The sequence below is a fragment of the Symplocastrum torsivum genome (assembly GCF_059505465.1).
In genome coordinates, this window is the sequence record NZ_JCACKQ010000079.1 from 1 (window position 1) to 17673 (window position 17673).

The window sequence follows — 17673 nt, forward strand, 5'->3', positions numbered from 1 at the left end:
GCTTTTGTTCAGACCCCATAGTACCCCAGCGACGACTTTTGCAAGAGGTCTATTGACCAAGCGCATCCTATCAGATATTAAGTTCTAAGTATAGGATTTCGATACCGAAATTCGATATTGTAAGTTTGTTAGCTTGCGGCATTATCTAGGAGAGGTAAAGTGTCCCAGCAGCCTGAAGGGATTGAGTCAATACAGGAGCCAGTTCCCTATTCCGACCTCAATCCGCAGCAACAGAGACAGCGATTAACTGAACTAGCCACCGTCTTTTTTCGGTTGGGGGCGATCGCTTTTGGAGGGCCAGCCGCCCATATTGCGATGATGGATTCGGAGGTGGTCAATCGTCGCCAGTGGATGAGTCGAGAGAAGTTGCTAGATCTGCTAGGAGTGACAAATCTGATTCCGGGTCCTAACTCTACTGAACTAGCAATTCATATTGGCTACGAACGAGCAGGGTGGCGGGGATTGGGCATTGCAGGGGTGTGTTTTATTCTGCCTGCAATGGTGATTGTTTGGCTGCTTGCGGTACTTTATGACCGTTATCAAAGCGTTCCTCAAGTGGGATGGCTACTGTATGGAATTAAGCCTGTCATTATTGCGATCGTGCTACAGGCGTTATGGAATCTAGGGAAAAAGGCAGCCAAAGATACTCCAACAGTAATTGTAGGTATCGTGGCGATCGCGGCTTACTTAGCAGGATTTAATGAAGTTCTGGTGCTGCTGCTGCTGGGTATTGCCGTCATGGTAGTGAAGAATTGGCAAATTGGGAGAGGAACAACAGGTGTCTTTCTCTTGCCATTTTCTGGGGTTCTGGCACAGGCTGATACCGCAACAACCATCAATGCTTCCATAAGTTGGGTGAATGTATTCCTCTTTTTCCTCAAAATTGGGAGCATTTTGTATGGAAGTGGGTACGTGCTGCTAGCGTTCTTACAACGTGAATTAGTGGAGCGTAATCAGTGGCTTACCCCCCAGCAGCTTCTGGATGCAGTTGCGATTGGTCAGTTTACGCCAGGGCCAGTCTTCACAACCGCAACCTTTATTGGTTATCTATTGGCAGGAAATGCGGGAGCGATCGCAGGAACAATTGGCATCTTTCTGCCTGCCTTCGTGTTGGTATTGCTAGTAAATCCTTGGGTACCGAAGTTGCGCCAGTCCCCTTGGGCAAGTGGGTTTCTTGATGGGGTCAATGCCGCTTCATTAGGACTGATGGCAGGCGTGACGTACACACTGGGGCAGGCCGCGCTGGTGGATGGGTTAACGGTGGTTGTAGCGATTTTGAGTGCGATCGCCGTGTTCCGTTTTAAGCTCAATTCAGCTTGGCTAGTGCTGGCAGGAGGAGCAATTGGGCTTGCCGCTCATCTTTTGGGAGTTATTGGCTAGTAGTTGTGTTCTTAGGGTAATGTGCCTTTAAATTTCTTGGAATTTAGTCACTTTTTGGTCACTGTTAACAGTTGTTAGTCTACTGTTAGACGGCACTTACTCAGAAGCTTGTTGAGGTCTTCTACAACTTTCCAGGGATTTTTGCCTCTCAAGAGAGCCATGATTGCAGCTTCATAGGGATTTCTACCTGTTCTCCTGACAGCCGCGATCGCCGCTTTGTTAGATAATCCTCGACCACTGACTAGCCACGCAGCTAGTACATGACCTGTTCGCCCAATGCCGCCAGAGCAGTGAACGACAACCTTCTGGGCTTGTTTATCGGCATCTGCTAAGAAAGGCAGTATCTTTGTTGTCAGTATTTTCAGGTCGGACAGTTGAAAATCTTCAATCGGTGCCCAGCAGACTTGATGATGTCCGAAGTCCTGTTGGTAAGTTTCGAGAAGATCACAGTAGCGAGCGAGTTGGTTATCGGGAAGAAGACAGCACACTCGCTGAATACCTTGACCTTTCATGAACTCAACCCAATGATGTACCTCTGTGTTGGCGTATCCAGGTCTTGAAGCGCCAAATACGATTGGCTCATTCTCCATAGCCGCAGCAAACTTGTACATTCTCTCGGTGTGTGACCGTAAAAAAGCAGTCGATTTCCCTTTTAATTTTGAATTTTTAAATGCTTAGAAGTGCTTGCTGATCAGCAAGCACTTAATGTGAGCTTAAAATTTTCACTGAAGCACAAGGCAAGCTAGTTCGGGATTTGTCGGAATCACTTAGTGTCATCTGTATGATTAAGGTTTGCAGTCTAGTTTTGCCACAAGGCTCGGCGCTTTGGCAATCATTAACTTGGACTTCCTCATAAGCCAAATTCACTTTCTTGTTTAAGAACGTTTCTTGGTTCTCACACATTTCAAATGTCGCACCCACATCTTGATGTCTAATTCCGTTTTCATCAACTAATGTGACGTAGCACATCAGATCGCCACCAACCATACTTTCGACTGTAGCAACTTCCGGTTGTTCAACTGAATCACTAGCTTGAGCAGCAACATGACTAACAAAAAAGCTAAGAGTCGAGGTAGCAAATAACGAAATAGATAAACCTAAGACTGACAAACGTAACGACATTTTTTCCCCTTTCATTCATTTCCTCCTAAAAAAAACTGTTAGTTTCTGGAATCGCTGTTCTAGAACTTCAGCCGTTTCCATCCCCTTGCGGGGAAGACGTAAGTGTAACAGAAGTAGGATGATTTTTCACACTGTAATCATCCTTTAGTATGAAGTATCAAGTAATGTTTATGTGCGATCGTATCTTACTCAGCACAACATCCAAAAGAGCGATCGCACATTGGTAAAGACTTTGTTACTATTTGGCTGTTTTGATTCCTATTTGTGACTTCTCCAACTCTCCTGGCATCAGGGGAACGCACGTTCAAGAAACGATTAAACGATACCATTGGTACAAATCATGAGTTTCAAGTCGAGTAAAACAGGCAAACATCTACTCTTAACTGGACTAGTGGTTAGTCTTGGGTTGTGGGCGACACCAGCAACATCACAGACGACAGCAACAGATAGTCAAGTGACTGCGTTTGTGGAAGCCCTACGGCAAGCGGCCCCTCCCCAAAGTAATAACGATGGGATGTACAGTGCATGGCAAGTGTTACCTGGAATTATCCCTGACTGGACAAAGCGCTGCACGGGTCAGCAACTAACAGCGGCACAATTTGAGGCTGACGCAACAGCAGCTCGAAATACGGTAACGTGTATTGCACGACGGGAACTGAACAACCAAATGCAAGCAAGGGGTAATAATCAAGCCGCCGCCGTTCGTGGTGCAGCGTGTTGGTGGATGACGGGTAAGTACGATGGCTGTAACAGCGGTTTTCAGGCCCAGTATGTCCAGAAAGTGGTAAATGTTTACCAGCAGCAGGTTTCTGGCTCATCTCAACGTTGAATTAGCTAGTAGTTAGGGGTTAGGAGTAAGCTGCTAAGAGCATCTCGCGCCGTCTATTTAACTCATCGGTTTTAGGGCAAACGAGAAGGGGCAAAGGTAAAAGGGAAAAACCTTTTATCTTTGCCCTTTAACCTTTTTCCCCTGAGCGGATATCACAAATTAAATGCATGACAGCTTACTCCCAATTTAATTACTAAAGCACAGTTACAATTATGAAAAAGAATATTAAGAAATATAAAGAATGAATTATGCCAAGCACTCAAGGCGGTAGTGGAAAATCGCGTGTAGTCGTAATTGGTGCAGGAATTGGGGGTCTAACGGCTGGGGCATTACTTGCCCGTCGCGGCTACGAAGTTTTGGTATTAGACCAGGCCCTTGTGCCTGGAGGATGTGCCTCTACCTTTAAACGTCGCGGATTTACGTTTGATGTCGGTGCAACGCAGGTTGCAGGTTTAGAACCAGGTGGCATTCACAAACGGATTTTTGATGAGTTAGAGATTGACCTACCAGCCACAATGCCCTGCGACCCAGCTTGTGCAGTATTTCTCCCTGGTGAAACAGAACCGATTAACGTCTGGCGTGACCCGGAAAAGTGGACAGTAGAACGACAACGGCAGTTTCCTGGCAGTGAACCGTTTTGGCAATTGATGACAACATTGTTCAAGGCTAGCTGGAAGTTTCAAGCGCGTGACCCAGTGTTGCCCCCTCGTAGTTTGTGGGACTTGTGGCAGCTAGCGTCGTCAGTTCGTCCCGATACCATGATTACCCTGCCCTTTACCTTCATGACAGTGGGTGATGCGTTGCGGGGATATGGACTTTATGAAAACCAGCGTCTGCGAACATTTTTGGACTTACAGCTAAAGCTTTATTCCCAAGTCGATGCTGATGAGACAGCACTGCTTTATGCTGCAACAGCGCTGGGTGTTTCTCAGGAACCGCAAGGGCTATTTCATCTTAAGGGTAGTATGCAGGTATTAAGCGATCGCCTCGTCGAAGCCCTAGAAAAATATGGTGGAAAGCTGCTGATGCGGCATACGGTTGAACACATTGAAGCGTCAGGTGGTAAAGCAACCAGCGTCAGGATTCGCAATCAGAAAACAGGTGAAGTTTGTACAGAACCCGCTGATGAAGTGGTTGCTAATGTCACAGTGCAAAACCTGGTCAAGTTACTAGGGGAACAAGCGCCAACGGGTTACAAGCATCGGGTAGATAAACTGCCGCCAGCATCGGGCGCATTTGTTATCTATCTTGGCGTTGACCAAAGTGCAATTCCTGTTGGGTGTCCCCCTCACCTTCAGTTTCTTTATGATTACGAAGGGCAAATTGGCGAGAATAATTCCCTATTTGTCTCTGTCAGTCATCCGGGTGATGGTCGCGCCCCAGAAGAGAAAGCGACAATTATTGCTTCTTCCTTTACTGATGCTAAGCAGTGGTGGCAGGGTGAAAAGGATGATTATGAAAGACTCAAGCAACAGTATACAGAGGATGCGATCACACGTCTCAATCAGTACTTTTACCTAAAACCCGAAACAATCATCCACCAAGAAACTGCAACTCCCCGCACCTTTGCACACTATACAGGTCGAGAACTAGGGATTGTCGGAGGCATTGGTCAACGGATACCTACTTTTGGGCCTTTCGGCTTTGCAACTCGGACACCCATTAAAAGCCTTTGGCTGGTTGGGGATTCTACTCATCCTGGCGAAGGTACGGCGGGTGTTAGCTACTCAGCACTCACGGCTGTACGACAAATTCAGGCATCCTCTTGATGCTAGGGCGTGTTTTCAAAGTCCAAAATCTAGTGTAGGGGCGAAGCCTTTGGACGATAAGTCATCAATGAAACCCAAGGTTTTGCATCCAAATGTGTCGCCTTCCCCGCGATCGCTCTAGAGCAAAATTTGATTAATCGTATAAACTGATACCAAAAAATCCTCTATCAATTTCTTCGCTAGACGACAATAGGTAGTAGCGGCAAAAGTTATATTTTTGTCTATCGAGCGGAGACTGACCAATGTATGTCTATCGCACCCCTCAGTTCAACGACAAGGCTCAGCGCTATGGGATTCAAGCTCGCATTGATGACCTATGCGCTGAACTGGAGACACAGAGAATAGATGAGGTGCAAGCTCGTTTTGAGAGAGTCTATCCCTACTTAAAGCGCCGAACTCTCAATCGAAGAATAGTTGCACGTATCCTCAGAGTTGACGACGAGCAACTCCTGTGCTTGCTTGACATCTTTAAGCGAGGCGATAACGACTACGAACAGTTCCTCGACGCACCTATCGAGTACGGGAGAAGCCATCTCGAACCGCAACTAGACATACAACGTCTCCGAAACTGGGTGCAAGAGCAGAAAATCCAGCAGCGCCCAACCCAGCAACTTCCAGAACTCCCCTCAGAACTACACCCCTGGCTAGAACTTCCGGGTTGGGAGATGGACTCACCAACAGAGGATTGGCTGATTTACGAAAGTGAAGAATGGGTGGCGCAGTTTAGAAAGCCGGAAATCCACAATGCTTGGGACACCTATTACCAAATTATTTCAGGAATTAGAAGTGAAACGAATCAAGCCGAAGAGTTTTCCGATATATCAAATGTAAAGCTATGTGGGTCGAATAATCATTATGTACTCTACAGCCAACCTTTTACCACCGATACTGGCATTATAGGTGTCTTATTTCTGCTAGCGCCCTTCGACCATAAGCCATCGCGTGAAGAGATTATCGAGGTAGGGAAAAGAACTACCTTGTTTGATGTGCCTGTGGAGGCTGGGGAAGATGACACGATAACACTGGAAGAGGAGAATACTGCCGACAACGCAAAGAACGTCTCTAAAGAATCGCCCCAGCTCATCAAATCACAGAGCAAAGCAAGCTACAACATTCTGGCGCGGCAATTGAATCTCTGTGACTTGACGCCTTTTGCTCGACGTTCTTATCCTGCCTATCTGCTTGCGGATGAAGAAAGCTGGTTGGCGATTGAGCGGGGAAAAGAAGCCAATCTCGCGCTTTCAGCGGAAGAAGAGCAGATTCTCAAGTCAGTTTCTACTTCCGCACCAGGTAAAGGTTCACTCCCGCTATTCATCAATGGACGTGCGGGTAGCGGTAAGTCTACGATGTTGCTTTATTTATTTGCCGACTACTGCTACCGAAAGTACTACAAGCAAGGACATCGGCGCACCGAACCACTACCTGGTGAGCCTTTATTTCTCACCTACAATGAGCGGTTACTAGAGGTAGCGAGAGATGGTGTTAAGACGTTGCTCTCCTCTCATCATCGCTTTGTTGCAGAGAGAAGTCAGGGAGATGAAAGAGACAGAATCGATCACTTCTTTCAACCTTTTCAGCAATTTCTTTTTGGCTTACTATCACCTGAAGAACGTCAGCGCTTTGATTTAGAAAAATACATTTCCTTTCATCGCTTCAAACAACTGTATCAGGGAAAAAGCCCCTCAGAATCTCTTGCCAAAGTTGTTCTCCACCTTCCCGAAGCACGACAATATTCCCCAGAAATTTGCTGGCACGTCATCCGCAGTTTTATCAAAGGTTACAACCTGGAAGAGTGCATCACTCCTGAAGACTACCAGAAGGATGTACCTCGTAAAGAACGTACTATTTCAATTGAAAAATTCCAAGGCATCTACTACACCATTTGGGAGCGTTGGTATAAGCGAATTACTCAAGAGCAAGGCTACTGGGATGACCAAGATTTAATTGCAAGAGTTCTCAAACTCAAGTGCTATCGTCCTGAATATACGGCAATTTTCTGTGACGAAGCGCAAGACTTTACACGGCTGGAATTACAGCTAATTATGCGGCTGTCTATCTTCTCTGAATATCATCTAGGATATCAGCCAATTCACTGCCTACCCTTTGCGTTTGCAGGCGACCCTTTCCAAACTTTAAACCCAACAGGCTTTCATTGGTCTAGTGTTCAGGCTGTATTTGATGCAGAAGTCATTACTGCGCTTGATCCAGCCGAGCAATTAAAGCTGGTGATTAATTTTCAAGAACTTTCCTTTAACTACCGCTCTAGTCCACCGATTGTTCAAGTTACTAATTTAATTCAATTGTGGCGCCATGTTCTGTTTGACATTCATGAACTCCAACCCCAAACACCGTGGCAGCAAGGCAACTTTCCCACGCCTCAAAAGTTCATCCTCAATGCCAATATCAACACAGAACAACTTGCGGATTACATCAAAGACACCATTATCATCGTGCCTTGTGAAGAAGGCGAAGAAGCGGCTTATGCTCAAGCTGATGAAGTCCTCTCAGAAATTTTTCCCCCATCCTTAGAATCTGAGCCGCTGAAGAATGTCTTGAGTGCAATTTCTGCGAAAGGATTAGAGTTCAAAAAAGTTATTCTCTACAAGTTTGGCGAAGACTGCAATCGCAGTGTTTGGAATCTCAGGAGCCAAAGTACAGACCAACGAGTCAAGGTAGAATACTTTTTTAACAAGCTTTATGTTGCGGCGAGTCGAGCAACTGAGCGTTTGTTTGTTGTAGATTCGGAAAAAGGCGATCGCCAATTGTGGCAATATGCCAGTGATGAAGCTCTATTGCAAGCAATACTGAGACACGCCAGAAACAAAGCACGTTGGGAAGCAAGTGTTCAAACGATCAGCATCGGTACGCCTAAAACCGCTCAAGAATTACGCGAAGATGACCCAGTATCAATTGCCCAAGAATTCGAGAGAAAGGGATTAAATTCTCAAAATCCGGGTTTACTCAGACGTGCTAGACAGTTCTACAGTGATTTTGGAAACACAGTAAAAGCCAACTTTTGTGAAGCCTGGGCGTTCAAGTTTGAAGAGCAATTCCAGACGGCAGGTAGCCTCTTTCTTCAGGTGGGTGAAGAGGATGAAGCTTGGCAATGCTTCTGGGAGGGATTATGTTGGTCAGAATTAGTTACTTGGTGCAACCAACACCCGAAAAGCCATACTGTTGAGGGGGCAATTGCTAACTTTATGGTTTCTCCGCCACAGGATTTACAGGCAATAAACAATTTTACGTTAGTTATTAGTAATCAATTGTCAGTAGTGAGTGATAAGGCAACAACACAATTGACAACAGATAACAAACTAATAACTGATCATAAACAATGGAAAAAAGCAGTAGAAGAGTATGCAAAGCGTCTTGAGATGCTACTAAATAATGCTGAATTTAATTTCAATGGATGGCAGCAATGGGGAGAGGTTTTAGAAACTTTGGAATCCGCTGGATACACAGGCAGCAATCTTCTAGCAGGAGAATGTTTTTACCGTGCCGAAAATTATGAACGAGCGGTTCGTAACTGGGAAGAGGGTGGTGCAACACAAAAGTCTGAGTATAATCGAGCGAAAGTTTTACTACTAGGTTACCCCGATGGTTTAGAGTATCTAGAAAAAGCCGGGGAAGCTGATAGGATTATTACTGAATGGGAGCGGGCGGGAAAACCACGCGATCGCAGATGGCTCAAATATGTCGCCCCAGCCCTAGAAGCTAAGCACCAGTATGAACAAGCTTTTGTTGTCTATGTTTGGTTGGATGAATTAGTCAAGGTAAAAGCTTGCTTTGAAGCCGCAAGTCAAGGGACACCTAAGTTAAAGCTATTTACTGTTCTCTTTCAGTATTTTTATCGCAAGAAGCATTTCGCTGATGCAATAGAAGCGGTTGAAAAGTATCTGCCTACTGTTGTCGGTTCCGAACATCAAAAAGCAGGGTTAAAGTTTGATGTGGTGTATGAAATTGCTTGCTCAGAGTTAACGCCAGATGACCTAACAAAGGGCTATCGTAAACGGTATGAAAGATTTATCAAAGAACAGATATTATCCTCTTCTGATTGGCAGCATTATCTCCTGATGCAGCAGCTAGGAGTGGCTTTAGAAAAGATTGGCTCAATTATAGAAACCTTGGAGTTTTACGAGCAATTTGTTACACATTCTGAGGAACACTTGTGCCAATTTGCACGAGAACGCTGGATTGCAACGAAGAAGCGGCAGGAGGATTATGCCAGAAAGCAGAAGCAATTTGATAAAGCTTCAAAAACTCACTCAGAAATGCTTAAGAAAGCCCGGAATTGGGCAATTCAGCAGCAAGCAGTCCCCCTTGAACCGCCATTACCTCCAAAAGAGCGTCCAACCTCTCCAATTCCTGAATCAGCAGCTATCCAGACTTTATCAAAATCACCAACTGCCACAAAATTGGTGATCAAAGGATTGCCAACTGATACGAAAGTAGAGCGACTAGAGGCAGGAGTCGTTAGATTTAGTGTGCGTCACTTGATTATCAAAGTGATGAGGCAGAGTAAACAGGTTCTCATTACTGATGCACTCAGCAGTCGGGAAGTGCGAGTGGATGGAGTGCAATCTAAGCTCAGTATTGGAGACGCGATCGTAGAGGCAGTTGGTAGCAATCAATTATCCTTTGCCCTCTCCACAAGTGGCTACAGTGGCAATTTAATCTATGACCTAGAAAAGCTACACCTAGAACTCAATATTCAAGGTTACCCTGACAAAATCTCTATTGAGCTATAGCAAGTGCAAGAAGGCAGAAGCTTCCAACTATGCCAACAAAATCTCCCCTAAATTCAAGATGTAATTTTATAGCTGTTGCCGTAAAGGTTGGGACAGATTTATCAGCCCAAACAACCACGTACTAGTAATAAACCCTCTGTCCTCTGCCTTCTGCCTTTTGCTATAAATGCACATTAGCTTATTGGAATTGACCATCTGGACTAGAGGGGAGTTCAAAGGAAGGACTTGGTGGTGGATTTAAGATATTTTGCCATGCCTGAATTTGTTGTTGAGCCGAGGAGTAAGCTTCAGTACCGGAAGGAATCAATCTTGCGATCGCGATCGCTTCCGTCATGTTGTACGATGAGCGATCGTTTGCCATGGATAACAGTTGATAGCTCCAGCGATTGACCACAAGCCTCGCATTGTCTCTAGAACTCGATGCCGTTGGCACTTGCCTTGCCACTCGAATCGCGGCAGAGAGGGCTTCAGGTGTACCAGGGTTGGCAGTTTGGTAAGCTTCCTGTAAACGTTGCTGACCCCTGGCTTCCGTCTGCCAGCGATTGACATCGCCTTGTGCCTCCCGATACAGCGCTCTTCCAGATTGAATTTGCTGTGCGGCAGTTATTGCGGCTGGAATGTTACCAGCAGAGGCGAGACTACGTGCTTGGTCAAGGTAAGGCTGGTCTTGTGTCCGCTGGATTGTATCAGTCCACTGCCTGATTTTGTCTTGTGCTTCCCGGTAAAGGGTGCGACCTGGGGCAACACGACTAGCTTCCTGAACCGCTTCTTGCAAAGCCGCAATCCCACCCAGATTGGCAATTTGTACCGCACGGTCAATATAGGGTCGGTCTTCGATTGTCTCGGCTTGGCTAGTCCAACGGGTAATCTCTTTACGCGCTTCCTGATAGCGAGGATTACCGCTAGGAATCTCCTCCGCTTCTGCGATCGCTGCTCTTAGGTCACTTGTCAGACCGGAATTCGCAAATGTCCGCGCTCGTTCCAATCGAGTCACATCTTCAGTTTCTCGCTGCCAACGACTTATTAATTGCTGTCCCTTCTCATACAGAGGACGATCTGGCGTCACCTTTTGGGCCGATGCGATCGCCGCTTCCAAATCCGTTGCCGTTCCGGATTCTGCCGAGGAAATCGCATTCGCTAAGTCAATTAAGTCAGCTTTCACCTCCGGTAATTTGACGCTAGCGGGAAGTTTATTGGCAATCTCTAAAACACCTTGCCAGTTACGCCTCTCAAGTCTGTCTTGTGCAATCTTGACCAGTTTATTCCCAGACTCCGCAATCAAATCTTGCGCCTCTTTGTAGGCAAAACTTTCACGAGGGATAGTTTCCGCCTGTTTAATCGCTGCTAGGATATCATCTACCCTACCCGTTTTACTGAGCTGGTAGGCTTTATCGAGCTTCGCACTCGCTTCCCGTCCAATCTGAATCAAATCAACCAGCTTGTCATACTTAACCGTTGCCCAGAACTTATTGTCTACATAAGTGAGTTTTACGGCTTCTCTAAATGCTAGGTTCCAGTTTGACTCTTTTAACTGGTTCTCAGCTTTCTGATACAGTGCCTCTGCCTTTGCCCAGATTGACTGCCAACGCCCTATCTCCGTTTCTACCAGCTTGTATGCCGCGACATGAGTCGGAATGCGTCTAGCAATCTCGATCGCTTCATTCAGCTGACCCGCCTGAAACTTTTCTTCACCAATTTTCAGGATATCGCGTGACCACTCTTCTATATTGCGGTCAATTTCTGGGCGCAAGGGGTGGTCTTTCGGTAAAGCCTCAACTAAGGCGATCGCTTCTAGTAAATTTTCCGCTGTCTGCTTGTTGGCTGCAATCTCGGCACAATAAAGCCGCATCGATGCTGATGCCGTCGGCCAGAACGTCGCTGGACAGTTCGGAACGGCTGGCAGCTTCAACAACAGCGCCACGGCGATAAATCCCACACTGCCAAAACCCAAGACAATTAACGCTACCCCTACCTGCAAGTTGAACTTAAAGCGTCGCCTAGATGGCTGTCTTAGCTGTGGCGGTAGGGGTGAAGGCACTCCCGGTACAGCCTGTTGAGGCTCTAAATGCTGTTCAACCATTGGATACAGTTGTTGCGATGGCAAGTTTGAAGCAGGACGCTTAGCTGTAGAGTCACTTCTCTTGCGTTGCCGCCCGTTCAGGCGACCGGGCTTGGAAGGCTTCGAGGTAGGCCAACGGTCAGGAATTTCTCGATTTCTGGTCATAACTCACACCACCACGCGCTACGCTTGCTCCAGCGTGCTTTGTAGCACTCTTAGTAGTTGCAATCCTACCTTCCATAGACATAAAAAGCTACTTTCTATCTCAATGGTGTTGTTTTATTGTCACTACTGGCAAGCACTACTATCATGCCCTTAATGTAGAACCTTGTCGCTACCAAATCTTCTACAACCATTGTTCAGCAATGCGTTGAGGAATTACAATACTTTTATCGATCTTCTATTTTTGCTCAAGATCCACAAGAGTTTTTGCATTTTGTGAACATTGACTTTCAGACGCTGGCACTAACAACGAACAGGGTCAATCTTACACAATCTGGGTAACGACAAGGCAACTAACAATTTTAACGATAGATACTATCAAACCGATTCGGTTCGCAAATCCTCAATCAACTGAGCCAGTTCATCAGAACTCGCCTGGTAAACGTCCCCGCAAAAATGGCAAGTTGCTTCAGCGCCATTGTCTTTTTCAATCATATCCTGAAGTTCCGCTTCACCCAGCATCTTCAACGCCCCCAATACGCGATCAAACGAGCAACCACAGTGAAAACGTACCATCTGGACTTCTGGCAGCATCACCAAATCCATATCGCCCAGTAGCTCTTCAAAAATCTCTGGCAATGTCTTGCCTGCTTGTAGGAGGGGTGTGAATCCTGCCAGCTTAGCAATGCGTCCTTCTAGAGTTTGCACTAACGCCTCGTCTCTAGCCGCTTTGGGCATTACTTGGATTAATATACCTCCAGCAGCCGTAACCCCTTCTGCCCCAACAAACACACCAATAACTAAAGCTGATGGCGTTTGTTCGGAGGTGGCGAGGTAGTGAGCAATGTCATCCCCGATTTCACCAGAAACTAGCTCAACAGTGCTGGAATACGGGTAGCCATAGCCAACATCCCGGACAACATAAAGGTAACCCTCTGGACCCACTGCTTTTCCAACATCAAGCTTACCTTGCTCATTCGGTGGCAGTTCAACCCCTGGATTGTCTACATAACCCCGCACAGTTCCATCCAATCCAGCATCAATGAGAATTCCCCCAAGGGGACCTTCACCCCTAACGCGAATATTGACCCTTGACCCTTCTCGCTTCATACTGGAGGCGAGTAACAGTCCCCCAGACATAGTACGACCTAGTGCGGCAGTCGCGACATAAGAGAGCTTGTGGCGCTGTCGGGCTTCTTCGGTGAGGCGTGTTGTAATAACACCAACGGCGCGAATGCCACCCTCCGCCGCTGTGGCGCGAATTAACTGATCAGCCATGAAAAACCTTACACTTCTTAACAGTCTCTATTTCTATTTTAGGTCTGGCAGCTAGAGTGAGAGTGAATCTTGAGAAGCGCCTGGGAAACGGGGAAGCGCAATGCCAGGATTACCTATCCAACACGTTAAGTGGTGTGATGAACTGGGTAGTAGCGGTATTCCTCTGACTTGATTTAAATAGAATAACTAAACAAATCAGTCTCACCGAGGAGAAACTGCCATGATACAAGCTGCATCCAAACGAATGAGCCTAGATGAGTTTTTGGAGTGGTATCCAGACGGCTACGGTCGCTTTGAACTGCATGAGGGAGTAGTTGTCGAAATCCAACCAACGGGAACTCACGAACGGGTAGCAGGAGAATTTGCTACCGAGTTAGGAATCAAAATTCGACGACTACAACTTCCTTACTTTATTCCTCGGCAATGTATCATTAAGCCGATTGATTCTGACAATTCAGGCTTCATCCCGGATGTTGCCGTGTTGGATGGGAATACGCTTGACGCTGAACCGATGTGGAAAAAACGTTCCACGATTACCAAGGGTGAAACAGTACGCTTGCTGATTGAAGTAGTCAGCACCAACTGGCAAGACGACTACCTTACTAAGTTAGCGGAATACGAAAAACTTGGCATTCCTGAATACTGGATTGTTGACTATCTAGGTTTGGGCGGTAGGCGTTACATCGGTAACCCAAAGCAACCTACTATTTCGGTTTACCAACTTGTTGATGATGAGTATATATTCAGTCAGTTTCGGGAGAATGACCGGATTGAATCGCCTACATTTCCAGAGTTGAACTTGACGGCTGAACAGGTTCTTCGGGTTGGGCAATGATGAGGAGAGCAAGCAATTTTCATCTCTGCGGGAAGCGGCTGTCGCATCTACGGCAGCGAGAGTTGATTGCCTCAGTGCAGATGCGACCTGTGCGATCGCTAGATGGTGGGACAATTGAAGAGGCGAAGGTCAAAGAAGGTGTCTGCTTAAAATATTGGTAGTAATTAAGCTCAGGAAATAGCTATGGCACAACTCACACAACAAAAGTGCGATGCCTGTACCAAAGACTCGCCACCAGTGACCAAAGAAGAGATTGCCGAACTCAAACCTCAAATTCCTGACTGGAACATAATTGAGCCAGAGGGAGAACTACGTCTGGAGCGCACCTACAAATTTCAAGATTTCAAGACAGCGCTAGCGTTCACCAACCGAGTAGGGGAAGTAGCTGAGGAGCAAGGACATCACCCAGCTTTGTTAACAGAATATGGCAAGGTAACAGTGACTTGGTGGACTCACGCCATCTCTGGGCTACACAAAAACGACTTCATCATGGCAGCAAGAACGGCTGAAATTGCCAGTGAATTTCCTGTCAAATAATCAAGCAAGCCGCTTGTAAGCAAGTGGGTGGGGAATCTTCATCCCCCATCTTCCCACTTCCTTATCTCCCCACCTTGTATAGCAGTAGCCACTTAGGTTAGGACATTAACGGGAGAAGAGCGTTCCTTAGAAGTGAGCCTAATTGACCCAAAGCTGACCGCTGAAAGCTGATTGCTGATTGCTATAAAAGTCCTTGTTCAGCAGTGGCTGCGTTGGGATCAGTTGCATAACTTGGGATTGATCCACTTCCCCTTCCCTCCTAAAATTAAACGAATCGGGAGTCCACCACTGAATCAGCCTAAGCAGCAAGAGGAACCATGACTAATCGCCCCATCATCCTTGGCATCGTCGGTGATAGCGCCGCCGGAAAAACAACACTGACGAAGGGAATTGCTCAAGTATTGGGAGAAGATGACGTCACGGTTATCTGTACGGATGATTACCACCGCTATGATCGCAAACAGCGTGCTGAAATGGGAATTTCGGCACTGCATCCCGACTGTAACTACCTCGATATCATCCAGCAGCACCTAAGTTTGCTACGCACGGGACAACCAATCCTGAAACCAATCTACAATCACAGCACGGGTGAGTTTGATCCGCCAGAGTACATCAATCCGAGTAAGTTTGTGATTGTTGAAGGATTGCTAGGTTATTCTACCCGTGGGGCACGCGATTGCTACGACGTGAGAGTCTATTTGGCACCACCGGAATCTCTACGCACACAGTGGAAAGTCAAGCGTGATACTCGTAAGCGTGGCTACACTGAGGAACAAGTTCTTGAACAACTAAGGAAGCGTGAATCGGATTCAGAGGAATTTATCCGTCCTCAGCGCAAATGGTCAGATATCGTCGTTAGCTTTTACCCACCAGACGAAGCAGATAATGGAAATGATTTACTGCTGAATGTACGTCTGGTACTCAGACCCAATATACCGCACCCTGACTTCTGTAAAATCATTAACCCTAGCACATCTCATCTAAGTTCAGCTATCCGTATAGAACTAGACCGGGATATGGGTAAGCCAGTTGATGTTCTAGAAATTGATGGTCATGCCACCAGTGAACAGGTGAAGGAACTCGAACGGATGCTCTGTAACGAGATTCCGTACTTAGGGAAATTCTGTAGTCTGGAAGGCAATCAAGATCTTGGCACAGTCGTTGGTACAACTGGAGAAACACTCCAAAGTTACCCACTAGCTCTTACGCAACTACTCATTACCTATCACATGCTCAAGGCTGCCAACATCTATCAGGCAGACGAACCAGTCACTGTTCCTAGTCCCTCCTGAACAGGTTTCCACTTCACTGACGCAAGGTTGAAGCTGAAGTGACACTTATATAAGTTGGCTGATTGACTGACAAAACTTCCTGAATTTCTATTCAGATTAAGCCTTCTAGATTAGTTGTGCTTGCAAAGTAAAATCTGTTACTTTGTCGGGATTCCAGGGAATTCTATGAGTAAGTCCTCTAAATTTGTCAGTTAGTCAGCGTTATCGAGTGCATCTATGACTTACAGCCTAAGAATTGCCGATATTCCAACTAGTGAGCGTCCTCGTGAGCGATTAATGGCTCTAGGAGCAAGAAATATAGGGACAGCAGAACTGATAGCAATTTTATTAGGCACAGGTCAAGGTAAAGGTAAGCTCTCTGCGGTGGGTTTGGGGCAATACATCTTGCAGGAGTTAAGCCAAAATCAACGTGACCCGATGGAGGTGTTACGGGACATTAATCATCAGGAATTGATTAATATCCATGGTGTCGGACCAGCTAAAGCGACAACAATTTTGGCAGCAGTTGAACTAGGAAAACGAGCGTTTCTATCTCGACCGACAGAACGTACAGTAATTGATAGTCCTGTAGCGGCGGCAGCTAGCCTCAGTCACGACTTGATGTGGCAAAATCAAGAGCGATTTGCGACCATACTGCTAGATGCGAAGAATCAATTGCTAGGAACTAAAGTAATTACGATTGGCACAGCAACGGAGACATTAGCACATCCCCGTGATATTTTCCGAGAAGTACTGCGTCAGGGAGCGACACGAGTGATTATTGCTCACAATCATCCAACAGGCTGTGTTGAACCCAGTCCAGAAGATATTGTTTTAACCGAACGGCTCTTGAAAGCCGCACAATTACTCTGTATTCCTCTACTGGATCACCTAATTCTAGGTGATGGCAACCACCAGAGTTTGCGAGAGACGATGACGGCATTGTGGGACGAGTATCCACAGGGAGAATAATGCTATTTGCTCTAGTTGTTGCGTGACGCTACCTTATGCTAAATTAGGAAACCTTGGGCGATTGGCACAGTGGTAGCGCGCTTCCTTCACACGGAAGAGGTCACTGGTTCGAAACCAGTATCGCCCACTTGTTTTGTCGAATAACACTTTATTTGTCGTTGTGACTTAACCCATAACTTTGCCGCTTCGGCAAGCTTATGCTTCCAGTTGGCTGCGGCAAAGTTATGCTTCCAATTTTTCTATTTGGTAATACCTTACCAGTGTGCCACATCCATGTCGTATTTTTAGGCATCCCGATCAGGCGGGCAAATGCTGCCACATTTCCCTCGGTGACTATATCCACAGCAGAACGGAGAGATTTCGCAATGTTTTCCCTTGGCAGCGTTGATGACAAATAGGGGGCCGCAGCAATCAGTTCGCCAATGACATCTACCAACCAAAGCTGATACTTCAGCTCATCATGAAGGAGTTCAGTGGATGGAGTGGTATCTAGATGGATACCCAACCACTCTCCGCAATTTGAGCAGTACCCAGGTCGCGATCGCCATGCGAGTAGAGCTAGTTGCTGATGACAGTAAGGACATTGGTTACACAGAGGTTGATGATGGTGCGGACAGCTTATGGTTGTTAAATGGAGAGCGGGATATGTTCTCCTGAACAAGAGAATGCCTATTACAGCAGCTCTTGCGAACAACTTATGGTTGTAGTATT

The 17673-nt window shown here is 46.4% G+C and carries 15 protein-coding genes and 1 tRNA gene; 11 read left to right on the plus strand and 5 right to left on the minus strand.

Annotated features, from left to right (window positions below):
• The first annotated feature begins 159 nt into the window (after nucleotides 1-159).
• Nucleotides 160-1380 (plus strand): chromate transporter, encoded by a 1221-nt coding sequence (locus AC5JL3_RS21905; RefSeq protein WP_496076497.1) that lies wholly within the window; start codon nucleotides 160-162, stop codon nucleotides 1378-1380.
• Between the two features lie 74 nt (nucleotides 1381-1454).
• Here AC5JL3_RS21905 and AC5JL3_RS21910 read toward each other — a convergent pair whose 3' ends face one another.
• Nucleotides 1455-1991: a protein-tyrosine phosphatase family protein gene (locus tag AC5JL3_RS21910; RefSeq protein WP_496076498.1), complete on the minus strand. Its 537-nt coding sequence runs from the start codon at nucleotides 1989-1991 to the stop codon at nucleotides 1455-1457.
• Nucleotides 1992-2082: 91 nt separating this feature from the next.
• Nucleotides 2083-2517, minus strand: coding sequence for a hypothetical protein (locus AC5JL3_RS21915; RefSeq protein ID WP_496076499.1), 435 nt, complete (start codon nucleotides 2515-2517; stop codon nucleotides 2083-2085).
• Nucleotides 2518-2842: 325 nt separating this feature from the next.
• Here AC5JL3_RS21915 and AC5JL3_RS21920 point away from each other — a divergent pair, with 325 nt between their 5' ends.
• The 3 genes from AC5JL3_RS21920 to AC5JL3_RS21930 all read left to right on the plus strand — a co-directional run bounded on the left by AC5JL3_RS21920 (nucleotide 2843) and on the right by AC5JL3_RS21930 (nucleotide 9848).
• Complete coding sequence (locus AC5JL3_RS21920) at nucleotides 2843-3331, plus strand: hypothetical protein (RefSeq protein ID WP_192217002.1); 489 nt, start codon at nucleotides 2843-2845, stop codon at nucleotides 3329-3331.
• A gap of 248 nt (nucleotides 3332-3579) precedes the next feature.
• The gene (crtD, locus tag AC5JL3_RS21925; protein WP_496076500.1) at nucleotides 3580-5100 is read left to right on the plus strand and encodes a C-3',4' desaturase CrtD; all 1521 of its coding nucleotides are present in this window, start codon (nucleotides 3580-3582) and stop codon (nucleotides 5098-5100) included.
• 242 nt (nucleotides 5101-5342) lie between these two features.
• Nucleotides 5343-9848, plus strand: a complete 4506-nt coding sequence (locus AC5JL3_RS21930; protein WP_496076501.1) for a hypothetical protein — start codon at nucleotides 5343-5345, stop codon at nucleotides 9846-9848.
• A gap of 178 nt (nucleotides 9849-10026) precedes the next feature.
• Here AC5JL3_RS21930 and AC5JL3_RS21935 read toward each other — a convergent pair whose 3' ends face one another.
• Nucleotides 10027-12072 (minus strand): AAA family ATPase, encoded by a 2046-nt coding sequence (locus AC5JL3_RS21935; RefSeq protein ID WP_496076502.1) that lies wholly within the window; start codon nucleotides 12070-12072, stop codon nucleotides 10027-10029.
• 375 nt (nucleotides 12073-12447) lie between these two features.
• Nucleotides 12448-13347 carry an Hsp33 family molecular chaperone HslO gene (gene hslO, locus AC5JL3_RS21940; RefSeq protein ID WP_496076503.1) on the minus strand — a complete coding sequence of 300 codons (900 nt, stop codon included), beginning with the start codon at nucleotides 13345-13347 and terminating at the stop codon, nucleotides 12448-12450.
• Between the two features lie 220 nt (nucleotides 13348-13567).
• On the opposite strand from hslO, the gene AC5JL3_RS21945 reads away from it, so the two are divergent.
• The 6 genes from AC5JL3_RS21945 (at nucleotide 13568) to AC5JL3_RS21970 (ending at nucleotide 17089) form a co-directional block, all read left to right on the plus strand.
• Complete coding sequence (locus AC5JL3_RS21945; RefSeq protein WP_496076504.1) at nucleotides 13568-14182, plus strand: Uma2 family endonuclease; 615 nt, start codon at nucleotides 13568-13570, stop codon at nucleotides 14180-14182.
• On the plus strand, nucleotides 14179-14343 hold the full coding sequence (locus AC5JL3_RS21950; protein WP_496076505.1) for a hypothetical protein: 165 nt from the start codon (nucleotides 14179-14181) through the stop codon (nucleotides 14341-14343). The genes AC5JL3_RS21945 and AC5JL3_RS21950 overlap by 4 nt, the downstream gene beginning before the upstream one ends.
• Before the next feature lie 22 nt (nucleotides 14344-14365).
• Nucleotides 14366-14719: a 4a-hydroxytetrahydrobiopterin dehydratase gene (locus AC5JL3_RS21955; RefSeq protein ID WP_496076506.1), complete on the plus strand. Its 354-nt coding sequence runs from the start codon at nucleotides 14366-14368 to the stop codon at nucleotides 14717-14719.
• Nucleotides 14720-15036: 317 nt separating this feature from the next.
• Nucleotides 15037-16011: a phosphoribulokinase gene (locus AC5JL3_RS21960; RefSeq protein WP_496076507.1), complete on the plus strand. Its 975-nt coding sequence runs from the start codon at nucleotides 15037-15039 to the stop codon at nucleotides 16009-16011.
• 216 nt (nucleotides 16012-16227) lie between these two features.
• Entirely contained in the window at nucleotides 16228-16962 is a 735-nt protein-coding gene (gene radC, locus AC5JL3_RS21965; protein WP_192217010.1) for a RadC family protein, read from the plus strand.
• Nucleotides 16963-17017: 55 nt separating this feature from the next.
• Nucleotides 17018-17089, plus strand: a tRNA-Val gene (locus AC5JL3_RS21970).
• A 21-nt stretch (nucleotides 17090-17110) separates the two neighbouring features.
• Here the strand turns inward: AC5JL3_RS21970 and AC5JL3_RS21975 are convergent.
• The gene (locus AC5JL3_RS21975) at nucleotides 17111-17398 is read right to left on the minus strand and encodes a hypothetical protein (RefSeq protein WP_496076508.1); all 288 of its coding nucleotides are present in this window, start codon (nucleotides 17396-17398) and stop codon (nucleotides 17111-17113) included.
• Nucleotides 17399-17439: 41 nt separating this feature from the next.
• Here AC5JL3_RS21975 and AC5JL3_RS21980 point away from each other — a divergent pair, with 41 nt between their 5' ends.
• Nucleotides 17440-17619, plus strand: a complete 180-nt coding sequence (locus AC5JL3_RS21980; protein ID WP_496076509.1) for a hypothetical protein — start codon at nucleotides 17440-17442, stop codon at nucleotides 17617-17619.
• The last annotated feature ends 54 nt before the right edge of the window (nucleotides 17620-17673 follow it).

What these genes read in the sequence shown, in the direction of transcription:
- AC5JL3_RS21950 (WP_496076505.1), top strand. Translation starts at nt 14,179, where the DNA reads ATGATGAGGAGAGCAAGCAATTTTCATCTCTGCGGGAAGCGGCTGTCG.
- AC5JL3_RS21945 (WP_496076504.1), top strand. Translation starts at nt 13,568, where the DNA reads ATGATACAAGCTGCATCCAAACGAATGAGCCTAGATGAGTTTTTGGAG.
- AC5JL3_RS21930 (WP_496076501.1), top strand. Translation starts at nt 5,343, where the DNA reads ATGTATGTCTATCGCACCCCTCAGTTCAACGACAAGGCTCAGCGCTAT.
- AC5JL3_RS21910 (WP_496076498.1), bottom strand. Translation starts at nt 1,991, where the DNA reads ATGTACAAGTTTGCTGCGGCTATGGAGAATGAGCCAATCGTATTTGGC.
- radC (WP_192217010.1), top strand. Translation starts at nt 16,228, where the DNA reads ATGACTTACAGCCTAAGAATTGCCGATATTCCAACTAGTGAGCGTCCT.
- AC5JL3_RS21955 (WP_496076506.1), top strand. Translation starts at nt 14,366, where the DNA reads ATGGCACAACTCACACAACAAAAGTGCGATGCCTGTACCAAAGACTCG.
- AC5JL3_RS21920 (WP_192217002.1), top strand. Translation starts at nt 2,843, where the DNA reads ATGAGTTTCAAGTCGAGTAAAACAGGCAAACATCTACTCTTAACTGGA.
- crtD (WP_496076500.1), top strand. Translation starts at nt 3,580, where the DNA reads ATGCCAAGCACTCAAGGCGGTAGTGGAAAATCGCGTGTAGTCGTAATT.
- AC5JL3_RS21980 (WP_496076509.1), top strand. Translation starts at nt 17,440, where the DNA reads ATGGAGTGGTATCTAGATGGATACCCAACCACTCTCCGCAATTTGAGC.
- AC5JL3_RS21915 (WP_496076499.1), bottom strand. Translation starts at nt 2,517, where the DNA reads ATGAAAGGGGAAAAAATGTCGTTACGTTTGTCAGTCTTAGGTTTATCT.
- hslO (WP_496076503.1), bottom strand. Translation starts at nt 13,347, where the DNA reads ATGGCTGATCAGTTAATTCGCGCCACAGCGGCGGAGGGTGGCATTCGC.
- AC5JL3_RS21960 (WP_496076507.1), top strand. Translation starts at nt 15,037, where the DNA reads ATGACTAATCGCCCCATCATCCTTGGCATCGTCGGTGATAGCGCCGCC.
- AC5JL3_RS21935 (WP_496076502.1), bottom strand. Translation starts at nt 12,072, where the DNA reads ATGACCAGAAATCGAGAAATTCCTGACCGTTGGCCTACCTCGAAGCCT.